Genomic DNA, 22,155 nt, shown 5'->3' on the forward strand with positions numbered 1-22,155 from the left:
TATGATCTCACAGACCGTAACAGAGTGGATTCCATCTCTCTTAAAGAAACGAACAGAACCAATATGTGCATATGTATATGACATAGGCGCATTGAAGCAACACATGGAGAAAGTGAAGACATCTTTACCTTCTTACTGCTCGCTGTTTTATGCAGTAAAAGCAAACCCAGACGAAAACATCATACAGACTCTAGAAGCGTTCGTCGATGGATTTGATACTGCATCAGAAGGAGAAGTGATGTTGATAAACAAACTCTCCAACAAGCCGATCTTTTTCGGGGCTCCCGCCAAAAAAGACAAGGAAATGTCCTATCTCGCTGAGGGAACCCTGAAGGCGATGAATATTGAAAGCGAGCGGGACCTGCACCGTTTGAACCGCCTGGGATCCCGGTATGGAAAGAAGCTGCCGGTTCTCATCAGGGTAAATAGTACATACCAGGTCGCGATGAGCTCCCACAGGATGGCCGGGGTGCCGACCCAGTTCGGGATAGAGGAAGAGGGGATACCGGCATTGTTGGACGGACTTTCTCAATTTCCATTTGTAAAAGTGGAAGGGTTTCATTTTCATGCAATGAGCAATAATCTGGATGCAGACGATCATCTGGGATTCATCCAGTATTGCAAGAAGAACATGCTTGAGTGGAAGAAGGATTTCGCACTCTCTGCATCCGTTCTGAACGCAGGCGGAGGGATCGGGGTGAATTATGATGATCCTGGTGTCCCATTTGAATGGGGAGCGTTCAGCAAAGGCTTGCATGAATTGGAGCAATCCTTTAATGCAGACGGTATACAGCTCGTCTTGGAACTTGGGCGGTACCTTGTCGCAGAATGCGGGTACTATGTTTCTGAAGTGATGGACCTGAAGAGTAATCATGGGGAGCATTTTGCCCTGCTCAGGGGAGGGACGCATCATCTGCGCTTACCTGCAGCCTGGAAAATCACGCATCCCCACACGATTTACCCGGTGGAGGAATGGTTCGATGATCCCCTCCCGCGGCCGCAACTGAAGGATGAAGCGGTGACAGTCGCAGGAGAACTCTGTACACCTAATGATGTCTTGATAAGGAGACAGTATGTGGAGTCCCTGATGGTGGGGGATTTAATCGTCTTTTCCCTTGCAGGTGCATACGGGTGGACGATTTCCCATCATGATTTCTTGTCCCATCCCCATCCTAAATTTTATTACTTGAAAGAGGAGTGAGCAGTGTGATCGGGCACTGCTCTCTTTTCTATTTAGTCAAGGGGGATATGGTAAAATGATCTTGTTAATTAGTGTAAATACATAAATAAGTGGGTGCAGGTGAGGGGAGGAAAAACATGATTTCAACTGAACATGATATTCTCGAATTGATCCAAAACGATCCCTGGATGATGGGGATCTTAAAGACGGCCCATAAATTAGACTTGCCTGACTGGTGGGTTTGTGCAGGGTTTATCAGAACAAAAGTGTGGGATGTCCTGCATGATTTTCCGAGTAGGAGTAGATTACCGGATATTGATGTCATCTATTTTGATCGTGTGAATACAAGCGAAGAAATTGAAAAATCACTTCAGCAGAAATTAGACAGGATGATGCCAGGCGAACTCTGGTCGGTCAAGAACCAGGCAAGGATGCATAAGAAGAATGGGGAAAACCCATACGCATCCTCAATCGATGCGGTTTCACGCTTCCCTGAAACCGCGACCGCAGTTGCTGTGACATTGAATGATAACGGAAAAGTAGTCATGGAAGCTCCGTGGGGAGTCGATGATTTACTTGCTCTGCAAATTAAACCAACACCGCCATTTATAGATAAATCGGCACTGATGACGATCTATGAAGATAGGCTGAAGAAAAAGGATTGGCAGAAAAAATGGCCAAAGGTGACCGTTCATCCTTCAGGTTGACGCCTTAGGGACGGACCTCCAAAATGGCTGATGTTTTCGAAAAGAAACCTTTGATAGCGGGATGCCCGTACAGAATTGTGACAATTTTGGAGGTCCGTCCCCCGGCAGTTGCGAAAAACCATAACGTTTAACTGTACGGTTACCGTGAAATGCAGTATACTACTCTAGAGGTGATATGCTTGGGAAATTGTATCGAATAGGGGAACTTGCGACTTGCAGTCAAGTGTCCAAGCGGACGATTGATTATTATACGAAAATGGGACTGTTGACATGCGACCGTTCCCGGAATAATTACCGGTATTATCAAGAAGACGCCCTTGATGACTTGAAGCTGATTGAACAGTGTCAGCAGATGAATATGACACTCAGCGAAATCAAAGACCGGTTGGTGCTGATGAAGTCTGAAAAGGTGGATCAATCCGTACTTGAAAAGCAAGTGAATCATATCCGGAACGAAATGAATCATCTGCACGATGAATTACATGAAGTCCTTCAGGCGATGGATACGCTCGGAGAAGACGAGAGAAAACGCATGATCAAACAGGTATCGCCGCAGGCCCTGGCCTTATTTCAGACATTAATGGTTTTTTCTGGTTAGCCAGCATAATAGATAATCAACTACAGGAGAGTGACTTTTTTTTGGACGATATACCACTGAATTCATTAGTATTACTAGGGGCATTGATACTTTTATCCGCCTTTTTCTCATCAGCGGAAACCGCTTATTCCAGCGTGAATAAAATCAGGCTGAAGAATTTTTTGAGTGAAGGAAGAAGAGGAAGCGTAAAAGCGCATTACATTGCTGAAAACTTTGATAAAGCCCTGTCCACGATATTGGTAGGTAACAATATTGTGAACATCGCGGCAGCGAGTATTTCAGCAAAGCTTGCGACAGATATTTTTGGAGGAAATACGGGGCTTGTCATCAGCACATTTGTCATGACGTTGCTGATCCTCATTTTTGGGGAGATCCTGCCTAAATCATTGGCAAAGGAAAATGCAGAATCCTATTCCCTGATCATATCCGGCGTGCTGTTTTTCTTGATCAAGCTTTTGACGCCGATCAACTTTTTCTTCATTAAACTGAAAGAGCTTGTTTCGAAATTCTTCTCAAAAGATTTCGAGATGCCGTCTGTGACAGAGGAAGAGCTAAAAGTAATGCTTGATATTAGTGAAGAAGAAGGAGTCATAGATAAAGAGGAAAGAGAACTGATCCATCGTTCGATGGACTTTGACGAAATCCTTGCAACAGAGGTCCTGACTCCCCGTATAGATGTGAAGGCCGTAGAGGTCAATCAATCGATCGAAGAAATCAAAGAAATGTTCTTCGAAGAACGATTTTCCCGTATTCCGGTATATGAAGACCATATCGACAATATTATCGGAATTCTTTCTGAGAAGGAGTTTTTCACTCACTTGATTAAATTTGGTGAAGTGAACGTCCGGGAATTGATCCGTGAACCGATGTTCATCTTCGAATCTGCAAAGATTTCATCTCTGCTCACAAAACTTCAAAAGAACAATGTGCATATGGCCATTGTGGTAGATGAATTTGGGGGGACGACAGGAATCATCACCCTTGAGGATATCCTGGAAGAAATCGTCGGTGAAATTTGGGATGAACAAGATGAAAAAACCCATTCGATGAAAAAGATCAGTGATAAGGAGTACACATTCGATTCTCAATATCAGTTGGACGAATTCACTGAACTACTTGACGTACCGGAACCTGAAAGTTCGTACCATACACTTGGCGGTTGGGTCGTCGAAAGCTTTGAAGACCTGCCTTCAGAAGGGGACAGCTTCGATTACGAAAACTTAAAAGTCAGCGTAGAAGAAGTCGATAACCGCCGCGTACGTACCATCAAAGTGGAAATACTTGAAGAAAAAAGAGAAGAAATCATTCAGTGACAAATGAAATAACAGGCTTAGTCGCCTGTTATTTTTTTACACAAATTTGGAGCGAAGCTGGAGGGACGGACCTCGAAAAAAGGTACCTTTCGCAAATTGAACCTGCTGTTTGCAGGATTCTTTCCGGGAAGCATATCATTTCTCGAGGTCCGTCCCTCCAAGTCTTATAGAGGGGATGTTCGGTTTGGATATACATGGTTATCGGGTAGGTGAGGAGGTTTTGCGCTCTTGGGGGGAGAGGCTGGTCCCTGAGGTGGAGTGGTTTTATTTTGATGAGGAAATCGAGGGGATCGGCGCAATGGAGGAGACAGCATCTCTTGATTACCTGCGGGATGTGCCTCTTGATATCCGTACTTCATATTGCACGTGGGCAATAAGTGAAAGGGCCCGCTTCTTCACTAAGATGGAGCCGGAGAGCTTTGCAGTGTTACAGCAGGAACTGAAGGATCAAATCCTAAAGAAGCAGTGGGAGCTGGGCAGGGGGCTGGTCTTCAAAAAAGATGAGCTTTATGAATGGCTCGGTACCGAAAGGCTGGATACACCGGTCACGATCCTCGATTCAGGGGAAGAAGTCATCCTCCTGCACCGCCTGCTGTGGGAATCGCTTCCTAAGAGGGCCCAACACTCGTTTCTGTTAAACTATTGCGCAATGTGGATAAAGGACAGGTCACGTAAGGCAACAATGTCTGAAGAAGATGTGAATGAGATTTTCCTGGCCACCCCTCATCTTCGGGATATGATTGATGCATTCCCCCTCGAGAATGGACCTAACTGCTTGGCCGCTGTTGCAACAGCACTATCCGGCAACCGTACATATAAGGATCAATGGATGATGAGCGTAGAATTTATGGGAATACTTCATAACGAAGGCTATCATTCAACCGATTCGAAGCACCCAAGGCGAGGGGATGTCCTGGTCTGGTACACTCAAGACAGGACAGCGGTGCATGCAGCATACGTCCTTACCCCTGATTATGTCTTTAACAAGCATGGACAGACAATGTTCAATCCTTGGCAGCTCCTGTCGGTTGAAGAAGTGTTATCCGCGTGGAACCAACCTGATCTCGTATGTGTCATATACCGGAAGAAAAGCAGGGGAACATAAAAGGGAGGAGTGTTGTATTGTCAACACTCCTCCCTTTCTTGTGCGGTCATTCCCTCAGCGCTTTTTATCTGAACGAATTATTCTTCCTCGTTTTTATCTTTATTGAACCAAAGTGGCTCGTCATTATCCACTTCTCCATTATAGTTAATGAGCAACTCTTCGCCGGCTTTGATGTCTGTGTATGCATAAAAGTCGAAAGTGTGGTTGTCAAAATTAATGTCATAAACCGTATTCGGTGTATATGAGTGGTTAAACAGCATGCCGTATCCTAGTAAAAGGGCGGTGTGGTTGATTCCATATTCGAATACATAATCCGCCAGGAAAGTCTTCTCGATATGTTCATGCTCTTCATTTGGATAAGGGATGACTGGTGCTTCATGAACCAGCTCACCTTTTGCAATATCTCTTTTAGCAAAAACGCCGCGATTCAAGTCACCATCGCTGAGAGATGAAATTTTTACTTCGATCATTATGCCACCTTCTTTCTAAATCCTCTAACTTAGTAAGCTTGACACGAAAAGGTAAGAAAAGCAACCGGAAATCATGGTAAATCATATTTATACGGGGGTTTAAAATATATTCTCGAAGAAATCCTGGATTCCACGGGCACTGCGAACGAACCAGCTTGCTTTTTCTACTGTTTCTGCAGCGTAGACATCCAACTTATATGAAGTTTCTTTTTTATCAAAAATGTATTCTTCCGCCACCGGAATGTCGATGACCAGTTCCCCGATTTTTTCACCTTTTTCTATCGGTGCTTTTAGCGAGCCTTCTTCATCGACTTTGTCAGGATCCATTTTCAGATTCGTTTTGACGCTGGCTGCCTCCTGTTTTCCAAGCCTGATGGAAAGAGGCTTGTCTACTTTCAAGCTTATTTCCTGCTTCACCCCGTCCGGTACCGGCAGTTTATGATTATTTTTATCAAGAGATTCCAACCCATACTTGACGGTTTTGAACTCGTTGAATCCATAATCAAGCAGCTCTTTCGTTTGAAGAAATCTTTCCCGGCTGCTCGGTTCCCCGTCATCATCCTTGGCATCCAATATGACGGAAATATACCGGACGCCATCCCGCATGGCCGTCCCGGTGAAAGTCGAGCCTGCAAATGGGGTCGTGCCCGTTTTCAGGCCGTCTGCTCCCTGATAATAATAGGATTTCCCTTTTAAGAGACCGTTCGTGTTTTTCATCACCAGTTCTTCATTCGTTCCCGGCCTGAATACCTTTGAAGACAAGCTGGACGTCTCGAGTACTTCAGGGAAGTCATGGATGAGATAATAGGCCAGTGTGGCCATATCTTCCGCCGACACCATGTTTTCATCAGTCACTTTTGTCCCTTCGGGGAACATCCCGAGCATATCGTAATTACTCAGACCTGACGCATTCACAAACTGATAATGCTCAAATCCCAGTTCCTCTGCTTTCCGATTCATCTTCTTGACAAATTCCCCTTCGGAACCTGCCACCACTTCAGAGAGGGCGATTGCGGCACCGTTCCCCGATTTAATGACCATGGCGTCATATAATTCTCTCACCGTATACTCTTCACCGGCTCTTAAGGGGACATTGCTTAGTCCGGGGGCATTGGCGAGCTGATAGACTTTCTCGCTCACTTTATACTTTTGCTCCCAATTGATTTTTCCTTCTTCGATGGCTTCTAACACAAGATATTCAGTCATCATTTTCGTCATGCTGGCAATCCCCAGCATCTCATCTTCATGTTCACTGTAAACGATCTTTCCAGTATCTGCTTCCACCAGGATTGCAGCATCAGCATGGATGTCAGGTTTTGTTTTTCCGTGAGCCGTTTGTTGAACGGAAGACATGGCAAGTAGAGATAACATGACAACCGACAAGCTTTGCTTCATACTTTTCTTTTTCAATTCTGTACCTCCATAAAGCCATTGATAGACAACTAAATTATTTTACCATACATTCGCCTCAACATCCCATAACGGGCTGTTCAAATGGAATTCAAACATCATAAATGGTAAAAAATTCTTGTTATAGAAAGTGTGTTCTGTTAGAATAGTCTAAATTGTCTGGGGAGGAAATCACATGATCACTTATCCAATATTAAAAAAAGATGCAATGGTCGGTGTTACCGCCCCCTCTTCGGGCGTGCCGGATGAATTGCATGGCATCCTTAAGGAAGCCATCCTCTCTATGGAGAAAAAGGGATATGAAATCAAATGCGGAGAAACGGTGTGGACTCAAAGAAAGGCAAAATCAGCACCCGCAAATAAGAGGGCAGCCGAGTTAAATCACATGCTTCAGGATGACAATATATCTTTGATTATTCCGCCATGGGGCGGTCAGCTGCTCGTTGAAATATTGGACCACATCGATTTTGATCTTATTAAGCCTAAATGGATCCTGGGATATTCTGATATTAGTGTGCTATTGCTTGCAGTCACATTAAAAACAGGGATCGCCATCACTGCCCACGGAACGAATCTCGTCGATCTGAGAGGGGAGCATAGTGACCAGACGACGGCAGAATGGGAGAATGTCCTTTCTACAAAGGAAGGCGCTTCCGTTACACAATATTCTTCCCCGCAGTTTCAAAAAGCGTGGGACCATGAAAGTCCTTCACCCGTTGTATTTCATTTAACCGAACCAACTCATTGGAAAGCGGTCGGGGATTCAGCTGTTCAAGTAGAGGGAAGACTGCTAGGCGGCTGCATCGATGTCATCCGGCATCTGATCGGCACTCCATACGGGGATATAGAGGATTTTGTGAACATCCATACGGATAACGAAAGAATTCTTTGGTACTTAGAGAATTGTGAGTTATCGAGTGCGGATCTCAGGAGGACGCTGGTACAAATGAAGCTCGCAGGTTGGTTCGACCAGGCTTCGGGGATCATGTTCGGAAGAAGTGCAGCCAATCATACGGTTGGGGATTACACAGTTGAGGATGTGTATGCAGAGCTCCAGGAAGAATTAAACATTCCCGTCCTTTACGATATCGATTGTGGGCATCAGCCCCCTCAGCTGACCTTCATCAATGGATCATACGGCTGCGTGGAGGTGAAAGACGGAGAAGGCAGGTTGAAACAAATTTTCAAATAAATGATTTCGAACATACTAAGTATCCAGCAATTGTTCCTTGCTATCTACGAATATATCGAAAAGGAGCTATGTACTATGAAAGCAAACATCATGAAAGTCCGAGGTAAGGGAATTCATGTCGAAACATACGGCTCAAATCTTCACCCTGCACTGCTTTATTTACACGGCGGACCTGGGGAAAGCTGTTATGACTTTACTTTCCATCAGCGTGAACGCTTAGCCGACAGCCTCTTTCTTGTCGCCATCGACCAGAGGGGCGTATGCCGTTCAGAAGCAATCATGGAAGGGGAAGCTTTTGGCTTTGACGATTTGATAGAAGACTGTGAAGCACTTAAGGAAGAACTGGGGATCGAAAAATGGTCTGTACTTGGTCATTCCTTTGGTGGTTTCCTGGCACTCGCATATGTACAGAAATATCCTGAAAGCATCCAAAAAGTTATTTTCGAATGCCCTACATTCGACTTTGCACTGACTTCAAAAGGGCTTCTCAAGAAAACGGCTGACCTGTTTGGGAAATATGATATGCCCAAGCTTAAGGAGGAAGCGCTGCGTTTAGTTGAAAAGGAAATGTCCCCCAGGGAATTCACTGAAACCTATATGAAGCTAAGTGATGAATTGGGGGAAAACAGGATGGAAATCTATACCCATTGCTTTGACAACCCGACCGATTATCACCTGATGTATACGGATGAAGAGTGGGATCGTTACTATGACCGGTCCGATCATCATTACGTGCTGTTACGGGAGGAGGGCTTTATTTTCAACAGTTTATTAGACTCATTGAAACACATCGAAAACCCTATGCTGCTTTTAACAGGCGAATATGATCCGGTTACATGTGCTGAACATATCTCATGCTTTAAAAGGGATGCAAGAAATGGTGAGGTCATACACTTCCGGCACAGCGGCCATACGCCTCACTATGAAGAAGCAGACAGGTTTAGAGATGTAGTAAAGGATTATGTAATGGAAAGATGATGAAGAGTGAAGGGGTGGGCTGAACGTGTTTACATATCGGATTAATGAAGAGTTAGCATTACGCTTACTTGAAGAACGGGATGCTGAAAGGATGTACGAACTTATAGACGGTTCCCGCCAATATTTGCAGCAATGGCTGCCATGGGTGGCGGGGACTAAGGCTCCGGAAGACTCAAGGGAGTTCATCAAAGGAACCCGTCTCGGTTTTGCACAGTACAATAGTTTGACGGCGGGAATCATTTTCCGCGATGAATTAGTGGGTGTTGCAGGTTTCAATGAACTGGACTGGTCCAATCAGGCGGCATCCATCGGCTATTGGCTTGGAGAAGGGTACCAGGGGAAGGGGATCATGACCACCGTGACCAGGGAATTGATTCAATATGGATTCAAGACGCTTAAATTGAATAGAATCGAAATAAGAGCGGCAGAATTCAACCATCGCAGTCGTGCAATCCCTGAAAGGCTTGGTTTCAAAGAAGAAGGGAAACTCAGGCAAAAGGAACAAATCCATGATCGCTATGTTGATCACGTTGTCTATGGAATGCTTGCGAAGGAGTGGGAAACTGCATGATCGGCGAAAAATCTCGTGCTTTTTCAGATCTGATTACATGGGTGGAAGACATAAAAAGGAAAAATAAAAGTTCAGCTTCTGCCCTATATATTGTGAAAGACGGAGAAGTTCTGCTGGAGCATTACAGCGGCAATCATTCCCATGACCCGCATGCACGACCTGTCACTGCAAGCTCTCAATTCAATATCGCCTCAGCCCGCAAGAGTTATTTAGGACTTGCTATTGCATTCGCCCTTTATGATCGTCATATCCATCACCTTGACGAACCTATCCTCAAGTTTCTTCCGGAATTGGACAGGGATGTCATGAGGGATACAACCATCCGTCATCTTGCGACTCATTCACACGGCCTTGATAGAGATGAAAGTGGAACCATTTACAGGCAATTCAAAGCCGGCACGGGCTGGGCTTATCATAATATCGGAGTTGAACTCCTGACCATACTGATTCAAAGGTTATACGGAATTGATTTTCCAAGTCTCCTTGAAGAAAGGGTATTTAGTCAGATGGAATTCAAAGAAACCGGCTGGAGGACAGAGAAAACCGATCATCTTGTAGACATCATCGATGAGTGGGATCAACCTTCTTTGTCGGGCCTTGGAAGTACTGCCGATGGAAGCGACAGAAATCTTTTCGTTTCCGCCCGGGAACTTGCCCTGTGGGGAGAACTGCACCTGAACGAAGGCAGGATGCACGGAAGACAAATCGTACCGGTGGAAGTAATCAAGCTTGCAACATCGATTCAGAATGTGCGCTGCAACGATCCGGCGCTCCCAGACAACGGTCTTTTCTGGTACGTCCAAGATCTGCCCCGTGAACGGAGTGAAATAGGGGAGCGGGTGCCAAAGGGTTCTTATCAAATATTGGGCGTCACCGGCCCCACGATACTGGTAATTCCATCAATGGGTGTCGTTGTCGCAAAAATGTACAATAAGAGGTACAACTATGGCGGGGAAGGATATCTACACTACCTCCGTGAGTTCAGCAATAAAGTGGCGGACCTGTTTTCAGCCCCGGGTATCTCTTGACAGGGGACGGCTTTTGTAATTGAAAAATGATCGAGAAATCAGGCATGGCGTATATAATCGTTCTCAAAACGAATAAAAATCCGAATGAACATTCGACATTCAGTACAAAAGTCGACCGCATTCGGATTTTTTATTGTTCTTTCTGAAAGATGTTCAGCGGTTTTCAGGTTTTTGAAAGGCGCAGGTAGGATCAGGAAGGAACCATCCCACGCTGCAATCAACCGTATCTCGCTTGTCTAAAGGTTTAAAAGCAACAATGTTTCCAACACCCTTATAAAAATAATACCATCAGCTCTTCATCAAAGTATTCATCATTATATTTCATTGCTCTCTTTTCTGTACCATACGGCTTGAATCCGCATGACAGGTATAGACCCCTTGCACTTTCATTGCTCGTTACGACTGTTATGGACAGCTGTTCGATGCCTTCGATTTCTTTAGATAAAGCGATGGCTGCATCCATCAGCTTCCTGGCAACACCTTTTCCACGATATGCAGGGCTTACATACATGGCATAAACGGATGCTTTATGGCGCATTTTTAGTGGGGCTTCCCGGACCAGGGTCACTGTCCCGGCTAATTGTCCATGAAACCAACAGCCAAATGTATGACTTTCCGGATCTTGTAATCTTTTAGAAACGGTACCGATGGGATCTGGACGTTTGATCGCTTCTTCATAGCTGCCTGCAAAGCTCGCCGGGCTATCCTGCAACATTTGGAGGCGAAGCGCCCAGTATGCCTCTGCATGACTGACATCCAACAATTTAATTTCCATTATTTTCTGACCTTCTTTCACTTCCATGATATGATAGGGGAAACATTATATGATCTAAACAACAATGTTCGACATAAATAAGGGAAACCCTTTATTTCACCGGATTATGGGAGGGAACGGAATGAAGAATTGCTTAGGCTGCAGTCTTGCCCATGAGAAAGAGAATGTTTACGTCATATATGAGGATCAATATATCACCTGCATCCTCGACCACATCCCCCATCATCCTGGGCATACGCTGATCCTTCCAAAGAAGCATAAAGAGGAAGTGACCGAATTCACTGACGCTGAAAGTTTATCAATCATGAAAGCTTCACAGCTCATATCACGTGTGATTCACACTTTATATGAACCGAAAGGCATCACGATTTGCCAAAATGGAGGCGTATTCAGTGATTTAAATCATTATCATATGCATGTGGTCCCAAGAAATGAGGAAGAAGCGCTTTTTGGTGAATTGTTTTACGGGAATGGCGAAATAATCGAACCTTTTGAAACACTGAAAGAAACGCATGAAAAGATGAAGAACTGCATCAATACAATGCTGGAAGAGGAGCCATACAATGACTATACATAAAGATTTGCATGAAAAAATGAAGAAATATGCCGAACTGGCAGTGAAAGTCGGAGTCAATGTGCAGCCTGATCAGCCTTTGTGGATTTCTGCACAGCTTGGTTCCGAAGATTTCGTTCGGCTGGTGGTGAAAGAGGCATATGCTGCGGGAGCAAGGACGGTACATGTTCAATGGACCGATGAAGAAATTCTCCGGACACATTACGAAATGGCACCGTTTGATGCTTTCTACGAATTTCCAAGCTGGCTGGCAGCTGCCCATGAATGGGTGGTGGATGTCAACGGGGCATTTCTTCAGATTGAAGCCAATGATCCCGACCTGCTCAAGGGCATCGACCCGGACAGGATCCTGAACTACGAAAGGGCAACAGGGGATGCGCTCGATCGCTTTTATGAAGCGATCGAAGAGGATCAGATCAGCTGGTCGGTCGTCGCCATACCTTCAAAGAAGTGGGCCGATAAAGTGTTTCCAGACCTTCCTGAATCAGATCGCATCGACCGTCTATGGGACCGGATTTTCACATCCGTGCGCATCGATCAAAAAGATCCGATCGCCGCATGGCAATCCCATATCCAAACCTTGACCAACAGGGCGTCCCAGCTTAATTCCCTAAAGCTTCGGAGCCTTCATTACCAATCTGAAGGGACGGACCTCAAAGTGGACCTTCATGAAGATCATTTATGGCTGACGGGTGCCAGTAAAACCCCTCAAGGTGCTCGTTTCATTGCCAATATGCCGACGGAGGAAGTATATACAGTCCCGGTGAAGACGGGAGTCAACGGTGTCGTAACGAACACGAAACCACTCGCATACAGCGGGAACGTCATTGACGACTTCACTTTGACATTCGTTGACGGGCAGATCACAGAAGTTACAGCAGGGGAAGGAGAAGATCTCTTGAAGAAACTGATTGATACAGATGAAGGAGCTTCCTACCTGGGAGAAGTTGCACTGGTGCCTCATCACTCGCCGATTTCAGATTCAGGTGTCCTCTTCTTTCAGACGTTATTTGATGAAAATGCATCAAATCATTTGGCCATCGGCTCTTCCTACCCTACATGTATAAAGGATGGCAAAACCTTAACTGATGAAGAGCGGGAAGAAAAAGGGCTGAATGACAGCGTGGTTCATGAGGACTTCATGATCGGGTCAGAGCATATGAACATCGACGGCGTCTGTGAAGATGGAAGCAGGGTTGCCATCTTCAGGAATGGAAATTGGGCCATTTAACCTGCATTTAGCTGAAAGAAAGGGAGTGGCAACGTGGGGGAAGGGATAAAGCTGATAAAGCCCACAGTCCGTTTGGAAAAAGAGTATTACGAGTACTATGCTGAATGGAAAGCAAGCGGTGAGGATATGGTGCCGTGGGTGAGCAAGAAAGATCCCAGTGAATTCAAAGAGCTGGTTCAGTTCTTGCTTGATGGTCAAAAGCCCTCTGCCGGGCAGGTTCCCCACTCCACCTACTGGCTTGTCACAGACTCTGGCCGGATTCTCGGGGTGGTGAATATCCGCCACTCCTTGACGAATCAGCTATTACGAAATGGCGGACACATCGGATATGGAATCAGGCCCTCTGAAAGAAGAAAGGGATACGCAAGGGAATTGCTTCGTTTGACCCTACAGAAAGTGCATGAAATGGGAATGGAAGAAGTACTGATTGTCTGCGATGCGTGGAATGAAGCTTCAAAACGCACAATCATGGGTGAAAACGGCAAAAGGACCGAAGATTTCGTCGAGGAAGACGGGAATGTCATCCTCCGTTATTGGGTAAAAACGTATGAGACCGCAAAGAATAGTATGGGGCGTGAATGGATGGCATTCATTCCACTCTCAGAAAGTGATATGGATCACTATGGACCCATTGCGGGCTCATTTTCTTTTGTTTTTCAAAATGAAAAAGTACTTCTTTGCTATCATTCGCTGCGTCAGCAGTGGGAGCTTCCTGCCGGGAAAAGGGAGAATCAGGAGACAGCTCTTGCTTGTGCGATCCGTGAGCTGTATGAAGAAACAGGACAAAAGGTGGATCACCTAGAGTTCAAAGGCTTAATGAAAATCAAGAGAAGTTCCGGAGAAATTCAATTTAATCCAGTTTTTTCGACTGAAATAACAGCACTGCAGCCATTTGTTGAAAACGATGAAACAAGCCGGATCATGTTATGGGACGGAAAAGAAGAAATCGGGATCGTCGATTCAATTGATGAAAAATTGATTCAAATCTTTTTGAGAGGGACACGTTGACAATCAGTGTGTTCCTTTTTTATGGGCACCGGCCATGGCAGGGATAGTGCCGGCTGTTGTATGACATGGTGATGAAAGATACGGGGGGGATACTATGTTTACAGAAGAAAGACGTGAGAAAATATTTGAAAAGGCGGAGAGGGATGGCAGGGTCCTCGCTAAAGACCTGGCGGAGGAATTCGCAGTATCGATCGATTCCATTCGTCGTGATTTAACTTTCATGGAAAGGGATGGATTATTGAAACGCACCCATGGAGGAGCCATCCTGCATCCGAAAGTTCAGAAGAAGCCCCGGGAAAGTGCCGACCGATATGGTGAAGGCACCCCTTTTCAACACGGGATCGCAAGGGAAGCGGCGGCCTGCATACAGGAAAATGAAACGGTCTTTATCGGAGGGGCAGGCATTCATGCTGTCATGCTGACATACCTCCCTAGTAAAATGTCTTTTACGGTGGTCACCAATTCGGTTGAAATCGCCTATCGTTTAAGGGACTATGACCTTATTCAAACCTATCTCATTGGCGGGAGGATGAAGAAGTCGGGTAATATGACTGACGGTTTGGCGAATGAATTCGCCGGTCAATTCACCTTTGACCGGGCATTCCTGACAGCCGGCGGGTTAACATTGAGGGGGCTCTGCACCGCCACTCCCGAAGTGGCGGTTTTTCACAGGACGATCGCTCAGCATTCGAAAATCGTCATTGCACTGATTGAACATACCAAAATCGGGTCGGACCTATTCGCGGACATGATGCCCCTGTCAAAATTGGACCTCATCATCACGGATGAAAAAGCGGAAGCAGAGGAAATCTCAATGCTCCGATTAGAAGGGGTGGAAACAATCACGGCTATAGTTCATGAGTAAAACTGCGTATGTAAGTTTTAATAAAGGATGCAGTCTATCCATTCCATATTGTGGTAATATGAAGGAGAGCTATTCGAATTATGTTATAATTTCTCCTTGTGAAAACTTTACATATGAAAATGAATGACGGAGGGAAAGAAAGTGAGCTTTGAAGGCCAAAAAATACTACCTGCTATCCGGTCGATGAAGGATTTTGATAAAATGCTCGACACTTCGTTTCAATACGGTGTGTTTCTCGATCTTCACGTCGGGATGTTGAAAAGCGTTTTTGAATATGCCCGGAATGAGAACCGAAAGATGTTTCTTCATATGGATCTCATCAATGGGCTGTCCAGTGACGAGTATGCAACGGAATATATTTGTCAGGAAATCAAACCGTATGGAATCATTTCGACCAAAGGAAATGTGATTAAAAAAGCAAGGCAAAAGGGCGTATTTGCGACACAAAGGATGTTTGTGATCGATTCTAGCGCAATGAACCGCGGCATCGAACTCATCCGGAAAACAGATCCGGATTTCATTGAGGTACTGCCAGGGGTCATTCCGAAAATCATCAGTGAAATTGCCGAGAAAACCGGCAAACCCATTTTTGCGGGCGGTTTGATCGACACTGTTGAAGAAGTGGAAGCGGCCATTTCAGCAGGCGCGAAAGCAATCACCACCTCAGACCGGGTGTTATGGAAACATTTTGATTGTTGATAAAATCAGAATATGATATTGACAACGCTTTCACTTCGGGTTAACATTAGTTCCAAGTTAATACGTTGTGAAAGAGAGTTAGAGACTCACGTGAATTGCCCCCTGATAGGTGGGGTATTCCGTGAGTCTTTCTATTTTTATTTGATCCGGAGTCCACGGTTATGAATGATTACAATCGGGTAAATGAGCATATAGAGGTTGGTGACATCCTGATCATTTGTTCTTTACCTGGTCATTCATTTCCCACCGGATATTTGCCAAATCAATGAAATGAGGGATGTAGGATGAATGCTTTTTTAGGAGAAGTGGTAGGAACAGCACTGCTCATCATTTTCGGTGCAGGGGTCTGTGCGAATGTCAATTTAAAGAAATCGTTCGCTTATAACGCAGGTTGGATGGTCATTACATTTGGTTGGGGCCTTGGCGTCGCGATGAGTGTATATGCAGTCGGTAAGTTCAGCGGGGCACATTTGAATCCGGCGGTCTCATTGGGGCTAGCCTTTAACGGCGATTTTCCATGGGGGGATGTGCCAGTGTACATTCTTGGACAAATGATCGGTGCGATGATCGGTGCTGCGGTCATTTATCTTCACTTTTTACCCCACTGGCATGCAACGGATGATCCAGGGGTGAAATTGGGGGTTTTTGCGACGGGCCCTGCGATTCCCCATTATTTCTCTAATTTATTGAGTGAAATCATTGGAACTTTTGTACTTGTTGTAGGATTATTGTCAATTGGGGCGAATACGTTTACTGACGGATTAAATCCATTCATTGTCGGGTTTCTGATTATCGCGATCGGAATCTCTCTTGGGGGAACGACGGGATACGCGATTAATCCGGCCCGTGATCTTGGGCCGCGCATCGCTCACTTCCTCCTTCCGATTCCAGGGAAAGGTCCTTCTAACTGGGGCTACTCATGGATTCCGGTTGTAGGCCCGGTAGTAGGAGGGTCATTTGGCGGCGTGTTCTATAAAGCGGTTTTCATTGGACAAGTCACGACAAGCTTCTGGGTGGTCCTCGTGGTTACACTCGGGGTGCTGGGACTTGCATACGCCAGTGACAGAAAGAACTCCCTGGCACAAAAAGTGCATAAATTATCAACTGAAAACTAATTTTTGGAGGGGTTATTGATGGAAACGTATATTTTATCATTGGATCAGGGAACAACAAGCTCGAGAGCGATCCTTTTTAATAAAAAAGGGGAAATCGTTCATTCTGCTCAAAAGGAATTCACGCAGCATTTTCCGAAACCGGGCTGGGTAGAGCATAATGCGAATGAAATCTGGGGTTCCATTTTGGCGGTTATTGCAAGCGTTTTATCTGAGACAAGCATAAAGCCGGAACAAATTGAAGGAATCGGCATCACCAACCAGCGTGAAACGACAGTTGTATGGGATAAAGAGACAGGTGAGCCGGTTTACAATGCAATCGTTTGGCAATCAAGGCAGACTGCCGGTATCTGTGATGAATTAAAAGGCCAGGGACTTCATGATACATTCAGGGATAAAACAGGTTTATTGATTGATGCATACTTTTCAGGGACGAAAGTGAAATGGATCCTTGATAATATTGAAGGCGCAAGGGAAAAGGCGGACGCAGGCAAATTATTGTTCGGGACAATTGATACTTGGTTGATCTGGAAAATGTCAGGCGGGGCTTCCCATGTGACAGATTACTCCAATGCGTCCCGTACGCTGATGTATAACATCCATGAGCTGAAATGGGATGAAGAGCTTCTTGACATCCTCGGGGTGCCTGCAAGCATGCTTCCGGAGGTCCGTCCCTCATCAGAAGTTTATGGGAAGACGGTTCCGTATCATTTCTTCGGAAGAGAGATTCCGATTGCCGGAGCGGCAGGGGATCAGCAGGCCGCCTTGTTTGGACAGGCCTGTTATGAAGAGGGGATGGCAAAGAATACGTATGGAACGGGCTGTTTCATGTTGATGAACACCGGTGAAAAAGCCGTAAAGTCTGAGAACGGTTTACTGACGACTCTGGCATGGGGGATCGACGGTAAAGTGGAATATGCCCTTGAAGGAAGCATCTTCGTTGCCGGTTCTGCCATCCAGTGGCTCCGTGACGGTCTCCGGATGCTGAAGGATGCCAAAGACAGTCAAAGCTATGCGGAAAGAGTCGACTCTACAGACGGTGTATATGTTGTCCCGGCATTCGTCGGCCTTGGGACCCCTTACTGGGACAGTGATGTACGGGGAGCAGTATTCGGTTTGACGAGGGGGACGTCGAAAGAACATTTTGTAAGGGCGACGCTTGAATCACTCGCGTATCAAACGAAGGATGTGCTGACGGCAATGGAAGCTGATTCAGGCATTTCCCTCAAGACATTGAGGGTGGACGGAGGAGCAGTGAAAAATGATTTCCTGATGCAGTTCCAAAGCGATCTGCTCTCTGTACCCGTGGAGCGTCCTGAAGTAAATGAAACGACTGCACTTGGCGCGGCCTATTTAGCTGGACTTGCCGTCGGTTTCTGGGAAGACCGTAAAGAAATTTCCCAACAGTGGAACAAAGATAAACAATTTGAGCCGGAAATGGCAGAAGACACTCGTGAAGAGTTATACAGCGGCTGGAAAAAAGCAGTGAAAGCTGCAATGGCGTTTAAATAAACTTTTATTTCAATCAAGCATATGATACAATGACAACAAGTTAATATTTCGGTTAGAGAGTAAGAGAGACCAAGCACACATTGTGGACATATATCCATAATGTTTGTTTCGGTCTCTTTTTTTATGGTTATACAAGTATAGAGGGAGTAAAGACACTTTATTGATCTTAGGAGGAACAGACGATGACATTTTCAAGCACTGCAAGACAAGAAGTGAAACATACATTATCTCAAACTCAATTTGATTTAATCATTATCGGAGGAGGGATCACCGGCGCCGGAATCGCACTTGATGCATCCAAGCGGGGCATGAAGGTAGCCCTAGTGGAAATGCAGGATTTCGCAGCAGGAACCTCCAGCCGGTCAACAAAACTGGTACACGGGGGCCTGCGATACCTTAAGCAGTTCGAAGTGAAGATGGTGGCTGAAGTAGGGAAAGAACGGGAAATTGTGTATGAAAACGGTCCACACGTCACCACCCCGGAATGGATGTTGCTACCATTGCATAAAGGGGGCAGCTTCGGATCCTTCAGTACATCGATCGGATTGAAAGTGTATGACTATCTGGCAGGTGTCAAGAAAAGCGAAAGACGGTCAATGCTTTCTGCATCCGAGACCCTTTCAAAGGAACCCCTCGTGAAGAAGGAAGGCCTAAAAGGCGGAGGTTATTATGTAGAATACCGCACGGATGATGCCAGATTAACAATTGAAGTGATGAAAGAAGCAGTTGCCCACGGAGCAACGGTACTTAATTATACGAAATCACAACGTTTCCTATACAGTGATCGAAAAGTGGTAGGCATTGAAGCGGAAGATCTCGTATCAGGAGAAACGATTGAAATCCGCGGTTCAAAAATCGTCAATGCAGCAGGTCCTTGGGTGGATGATGTCCGGGGTAAGGATTACAGCACAAATGACAAACAGCTCCGGCTTACAAAAGGTGTCCATCTTGTGATAGATCAAAGCAAATTCCCGCTCAAGCAAGCTGTATATTTCGATACACCGGATGGCCGGATGGTATTTGCCATCCCCCGTGAAGGGAAAGCGTACGTTGGTACAACCGATACGGTCTTTGAACAAGATAAATCAGCGCCTCATATGACGTCTGAAGACAGGGAATATATCCTGAATGCGATCCATTATATGTTCCCGGAGGTTTCTGTTACGGCAGAAGATGTTGAATCAAGCTGGGCAGGTGTCAGACCGCTGATTTTTGAAAAAGGGAAAGATCCTTCCGAAATATCCCGTAAAGATGAAATATGGGAAGCGGAAAGCGGCCTCATCACCATTGCAGGCGGTAAACTGACCGGGTACCGGAAGATGGGGGAAACAGTCGTTGATCTTGTTTCAAAACGATTAAAAGAAGAGAATAAACAAAAATTCCCATCTTCATCCACCAAGTATATGCCGATCTCAGGCGGTCATGTTGGAGGCTCTGAAAATTTCCAGGCATTCATTGAGCAGAAGGCAGGAGAAGCTGTCCAGTACGGTCTGACGGAAGCAGAGGGCAGGAAGCTTGCATCCATGTATGGGTCAAATGTTGATCAGCTTTTCAAACTTGCACATGCCTATTCCGGGACCGGGGACGAAAAAGCGATCCCGGCAGCATTATATGCACAATTGATCTACTCCATCCAGGAAGAGATGGCCATGAGCCCTGTGGACTTCTTTATTAGACGTACAGGCGCCTTATTCTTTGACCGGGAATGGGTTGAAAAATGGAAGGAACCTGTGATTGTTACCATGTCTAAGTTATTAAAATGGACAGAGGATCAGGAACAACAATACAGAAAAGAATTGGAGAAAGAACTGGTGAATGCAGTCGTCCCGGTCGACCTTCAAGCATAATGGAGAAAACGGCAGAAGATAGTTTCTGTCGTTTTTTTATTTTCTCGAAGAAACGGAAGGATATGGTAAAATTAGAGAATGATTATACTGGAGGGGGTTGCTTATTGAAAAGTGTTTATCAAGATAAAAAAGGTTTACTACTCATCCTCATTACTCTTACATTCTTTTTGATGGTCGTTCTTTTTTATAGCGATGAAAGAAGAGCCAAGGTGACGAAGGAAAGTGAGATATCAGCGCACCTTGAGAAGGTGTTCCTGAATGAATTCAATGAAGAAATCCACATAAAAATGACAAAGAAAATCGATTATCAATACTTGATCCTCTATAAGAGTAAAGCTGGCATCGGGGTAGCCCAATATGAAAAAATGAAAAAAATCCCTCTCTATCAGTTAAAGCATATTGTTCATTCCCCTCAGCATGCTGTCGGTGCTGGTTCAATTGGTGAAAATGCCTTTTTTGTATACGGGGACAGGGAGAGTATAGGGGCAGATTTCTTTTCTTATAGAAGGGGAAATGAATCCAGGAAGGTCAGACTCCTGGCACAGAACTACTTTCTTCAAGTGGAAGACGGCGGGGAGCGGGGGCATGTTCCCTTGGTGAATTATTATCGGGAGGATGGAAAGATTGTCGCATCCACACCGGAGAAATGAGTACTATGCCTACAATTATACGATTGGATGAAATGGGACCTTATTGGGATAATACAGCCGTTTATCGACTGAGAGAACAGGATATTGCTTCTGAGTGGATTTGTAGATGGAATCAGCATCATGTACATTATGAAGTAGAAATTGACATGACTCCTCGTTTGAAAGGCCCGGCTTCAATGGGATGGAGCCGGGCCTTTTTTTGTATAGATTCAAATGGAGCATTCAGTATGCTGTGTTGATCGAGGACGTTTATGCAAGGCCTTAAGGGGAATGAAGGAAGAGAGAAGCTGGTTCATCATGGGAAGTCGGAAAATCCTCAGCTTTGCATGTTAACTGCAGCTCTGCAGAACCTGATCAAGCTTATAATAACCACCTTGTTATTGTGACTGTGCAAAGAGTATTCTAAAATATCAAATCCTTACCGAATTCTATATGAGAAAGAAGCGAAACGTGCTATCCTAGAATTGGAAAAATGTTTTACACTATACATATAAAGGAGAGAATAGAATGGTGAAACGTACTGGAGAAGTCGTGATGGGGATCATTGGCATTGTGTTTTCCGCATTATTTTCTATCGCGGGTATAGTCGTCAACGTGTTGATGGACGATCCTGAAGTCAAGAACGCAATGGAAGAAGAAATGGGTAACGACCCGAATATGCAGTCAGCAGGCATGACAACAGAGGAAATGAATGCAATGATAGATATGATTGGATCAATGGGACCATATCTTATCGTACTTGGCGTAATCGCTTCGATACTGGGCCTTGTTGCCGTCTTCACGATTGTGAAAAACAGAAAGCCTATACTGTCCGGGATCATGTTCATCCTTGCATCACTTGTCATCGGTATCGGGACATTCGGTGCTGGATTCATACCAGGCCTATTATTCCTGATCGCCGGCATCATGGCATTTGCCCGCAAGCCTAAAAAAGTTGAGACGGTTTATTAATAAGCAATTTCAGCTTGTCTTCACCTTGATTTCTGCTTGGATTTATACTATCTTAAAAGTAGAACAGAATTAAAAAACAGAAGACATTGGCGGCAACCGATGTCTCCTGCTACACAGCAAACTGCAAGGAAAGCAGTGGCCCAATAGAGAAAGGAATATAACTCTACCCTTTAACGTTCAGGCGCTTCATGAGGGTGGGGTTATTTCTTTTTTTCGTTTGAAATAACTATGGCAATGATGGAGACAATCAATGAGCCGAATGTGATCATCAGCGTCAGTGCCTCATACGTCGTCACTATAAGCACCACCTCCTTCTGTCAGGAAGTGGCCACTCCCACCCTACATTCACTGTATACACCAAATTATACCACATGCCAAG

General features: G+C 45.2%; 23 protein-coding genes and 1 pseudogene. 20 read left to right on the forward strand and 4 right to left on the reverse strand.

Annotated features, from left to right (window positions below):
• Position 1: 1 nt before the first annotated feature.
• The 5 genes from KH172YL63_RS09515 (at position 2) to KH172YL63_RS09535 (ending at position 4,903) form a co-directional block, all read left to right on the forward strand.
• Complete coding sequence (locus tag KH172YL63_RS09515) at positions 2–1,201, forward strand: type III PLP-dependent enzyme (RefSeq protein ID WP_173105876.1); 1,200 nt, start codon at positions 2–4, stop codon at positions 1,199–1,201.
• Between the two features lie 116 nt (positions 1,202–1,317).
• Positions 1,318–1,887 carry a nucleotidyltransferase family protein gene (locus tag KH172YL63_RS09520; RefSeq protein ID WP_173105877.1) on the forward strand — a complete coding sequence of 190 codons (570 nt, stop codon included), beginning with the start codon at positions 1,318–1,320 and terminating at the stop codon, positions 1,885–1,887.
• Positions 1,888–2,062: 175 nt separating this feature from the next.
• Positions 2,063–2,485 (forward strand): MerR family transcriptional regulator, encoded by a 423-nt coding sequence (locus KH172YL63_RS09525; protein WP_173105878.1) that lies wholly within the window; start codon positions 2,063–2,065, stop codon positions 2,483–2,485.
• Positions 2,486–2,526: 41 nt separating this feature from the next.
• Complete coding sequence (locus KH172YL63_RS09530) at positions 2,527–3,798, forward strand: hemolysin family protein (RefSeq protein WP_173105879.1); 1,272 nt, start codon at positions 2,527–2,529, stop codon at positions 3,796–3,798.
• A gap of 184 nt (positions 3,799–3,982) precedes the next feature.
• A complete protein-coding gene (locus KH172YL63_RS09535; protein ID WP_173105880.1) occupies positions 3,983–4,903 on the forward strand; it encodes a hypothetical protein in 921 nt (306 codons plus the stop codon).
• 77 nt (positions 4,904–4,980) lie between these two features.
• Here the strand turns inward: KH172YL63_RS09535 and KH172YL63_RS09540 are convergent, their stop codons facing one another.
• Complete coding sequence (locus tag KH172YL63_RS09540; protein WP_173105881.1) at positions 4,981–5,373, reverse strand: SET domain-containing protein; 393 nt, start codon at positions 5,371–5,373, stop codon at positions 4,981–4,983.
• 99 nt (positions 5,374–5,472) lie between these two features.
• Positions 5,473–6,783: a D-alanyl-D-alanine carboxypeptidase family protein gene (locus KH172YL63_RS09545; protein ID WP_173105882.1), complete on the reverse strand. Its 1,311-nt coding sequence runs from the start codon at positions 6,781–6,783 to the stop codon at positions 5,473–5,475.
• A gap of 175 nt (positions 6,784–6,958) precedes the next feature.
• Here KH172YL63_RS09545 and KH172YL63_RS09550 point away from each other — a divergent pair, with 175 nt between their 5' ends.
• The 4 genes from KH172YL63_RS09550 (at position 6,959) to KH172YL63_RS09565 (ending at position 10,552) form a co-directional block, all read left to right on the forward strand.
• Positions 6,959–7,975: a S66 family peptidase gene (locus tag KH172YL63_RS09550; RefSeq protein WP_173105883.1), complete on the forward strand. Its 1,017-nt coding sequence runs from the start codon at positions 6,959–6,961 to the stop codon at positions 7,973–7,975.
• Positions 7,976–8,050: 75 nt separating this feature from the next.
• Complete coding sequence (locus KH172YL63_RS09555; protein WP_173105884.1) at positions 8,051–8,953, forward strand: alpha/beta hydrolase; 903 nt, start codon at positions 8,051–8,053, stop codon at positions 8,951–8,953.
• Positions 8,954–8,978: 25 nt separating this feature from the next.
• Positions 8,979–9,524, forward strand: a complete 546-nt coding sequence (locus tag KH172YL63_RS09560; RefSeq protein ID WP_173105885.1) for a GNAT family N-acetyltransferase — start codon at positions 8,979–8,981, stop codon at positions 9,522–9,524.
• Positions 9,521–10,552, forward strand: coding sequence for a serine hydrolase domain-containing protein (locus tag KH172YL63_RS09565; RefSeq protein ID WP_173105886.1), 1,032 nt, complete (start codon positions 9,521–9,523; stop codon positions 10,550–10,552). Before KH172YL63_RS09560 ends, KH172YL63_RS09565 begins: the two co-directional genes overlap by 4 nt.
• 271 nt (positions 10,553–10,823) lie before the next feature.
• Here KH172YL63_RS09565 and KH172YL63_RS09570 read toward each other — a convergent pair whose 3' ends face one another.
• Positions 10,824–11,327 (reverse strand): GNAT family N-acetyltransferase, encoded by a 504-nt coding sequence (locus KH172YL63_RS09570; RefSeq protein WP_173105887.1) that lies wholly within the window; start codon positions 11,325–11,327, stop codon positions 10,824–10,826.
• Between the two features lie 121 nt (positions 11,328–11,448).
• Here KH172YL63_RS09570 and KH172YL63_RS09575 point away from each other — a divergent pair, with 121 nt between their 5' ends.
• From KH172YL63_RS09575 to KH172YL63_RS09625, 11 genes and pseudogenes are all read left to right on the forward strand, one after another.
• Entirely contained in the window at positions 11,449–11,904 is a 456-nt protein-coding gene (locus tag KH172YL63_RS09575; protein ID WP_173105888.1) for an HIT family protein, read from the forward strand.
• Positions 11,891–13,132 (forward strand): aminopeptidase, encoded by a 1,242-nt coding sequence (locus KH172YL63_RS09580; protein ID WP_173105889.1) that lies wholly within the window; start codon positions 11,891–11,893, stop codon positions 13,130–13,132. The genes KH172YL63_RS09575 and KH172YL63_RS09580 overlap by 14 nt, the downstream gene beginning before the upstream one ends.
• 33 nt (positions 13,133–13,165) lie before the next feature.
• Positions 13,166–13,675, forward strand: a pseudogene (locus tag KH172YL63_RS09585) (GNAT family N-acetyltransferase); the annotation flags it as partial.
• A gap of 69 nt (positions 13,676–13,744) precedes the next feature.
• On the forward strand, positions 13,745–14,140 hold the full coding sequence (locus KH172YL63_RS09590; protein WP_232066189.1) for an NUDIX domain-containing protein: 396 nt from the start codon (positions 13,745–13,747) through the stop codon (positions 14,138–14,140).
• 94 nt (positions 14,141–14,234) lie between these two features.
• Positions 14,235–15,005 carry a DeoR/GlpR family DNA-binding transcription regulator gene (locus KH172YL63_RS09595; protein ID WP_173105890.1) on the forward strand — a complete coding sequence of 257 codons (771 nt, stop codon included), beginning with the start codon at positions 14,235–14,237 and terminating at the stop codon, positions 15,003–15,005.
• Positions 15,006–15,146: 141 nt separating this feature from the next.
• Complete coding sequence (locus KH172YL63_RS09600) at positions 15,147–15,704, forward strand: glycerol-3-phosphate responsive antiterminator (protein WP_173105891.1); 558 nt, start codon at positions 15,147–15,149, stop codon at positions 15,702–15,704.
• A 284-nt stretch (positions 15,705–15,988) separates the two neighbouring features.
• Positions 15,989–16,819 carry an MIP/aquaporin family protein gene (locus KH172YL63_RS09605; RefSeq protein WP_173105892.1) on the forward strand — a complete coding sequence of 277 codons (831 nt, stop codon included), beginning with the start codon at positions 15,989–15,991 and terminating at the stop codon, positions 16,817–16,819.
• Between the two features lie 18 nt (positions 16,820–16,837).
• Complete coding sequence (gene glpK, locus KH172YL63_RS09610) at positions 16,838–18,328, forward strand: glycerol kinase GlpK (RefSeq protein ID WP_173105893.1); 1,491 nt, start codon at positions 16,838–16,840, stop codon at positions 18,326–18,328.
• 182 nt (positions 18,329–18,510) lie between these two features.
• Positions 18,511–20,175, forward strand: coding sequence for a glycerol-3-phosphate dehydrogenase/oxidase (locus KH172YL63_RS09615; RefSeq protein ID WP_173105894.1), 1,665 nt, complete (start codon positions 18,511–18,513; stop codon positions 20,173–20,175).
• Positions 20,176–20,279: 104 nt separating this feature from the next.
• On the forward strand, positions 20,280–20,825 hold the full coding sequence (locus KH172YL63_RS09620; protein WP_173105895.1) for a hypothetical protein: 546 nt from the start codon (positions 20,280–20,282) through the stop codon (positions 20,823–20,825).
• Positions 20,826–21,332: 507 nt separating this feature from the next.
• The gene (locus tag KH172YL63_RS09625) at positions 21,333–21,776 is read left to right on the forward strand and encodes a DUF4064 domain-containing protein (RefSeq protein ID WP_173105896.1); all 444 of its coding nucleotides are present in this window, start codon (positions 21,333–21,335) and stop codon (positions 21,774–21,776) included.
• A gap of 200 nt (positions 21,777–21,976) precedes the next feature.
• On the opposite strand, the gene KH172YL63_RS21595 is transcribed toward KH172YL63_RS09625, so the two are convergent.
• Entirely contained in the window at positions 21,977–22,072 is a 96-nt protein-coding gene (locus tag KH172YL63_RS21595; protein WP_232066165.1) for a putative holin-like toxin, read from the reverse strand.
• Positions 22,073–22,155: the final 83 nt, after the last annotated feature.

Origin of the sequence: Bacillus sp. KH172YL63, assembly GCF_011398925.1 — a bacterium.
Classification (GTDB): Bacteria; Bacillota; Bacilli; order Bacillales; family Bacillaceae_B; genus Rossellomorea.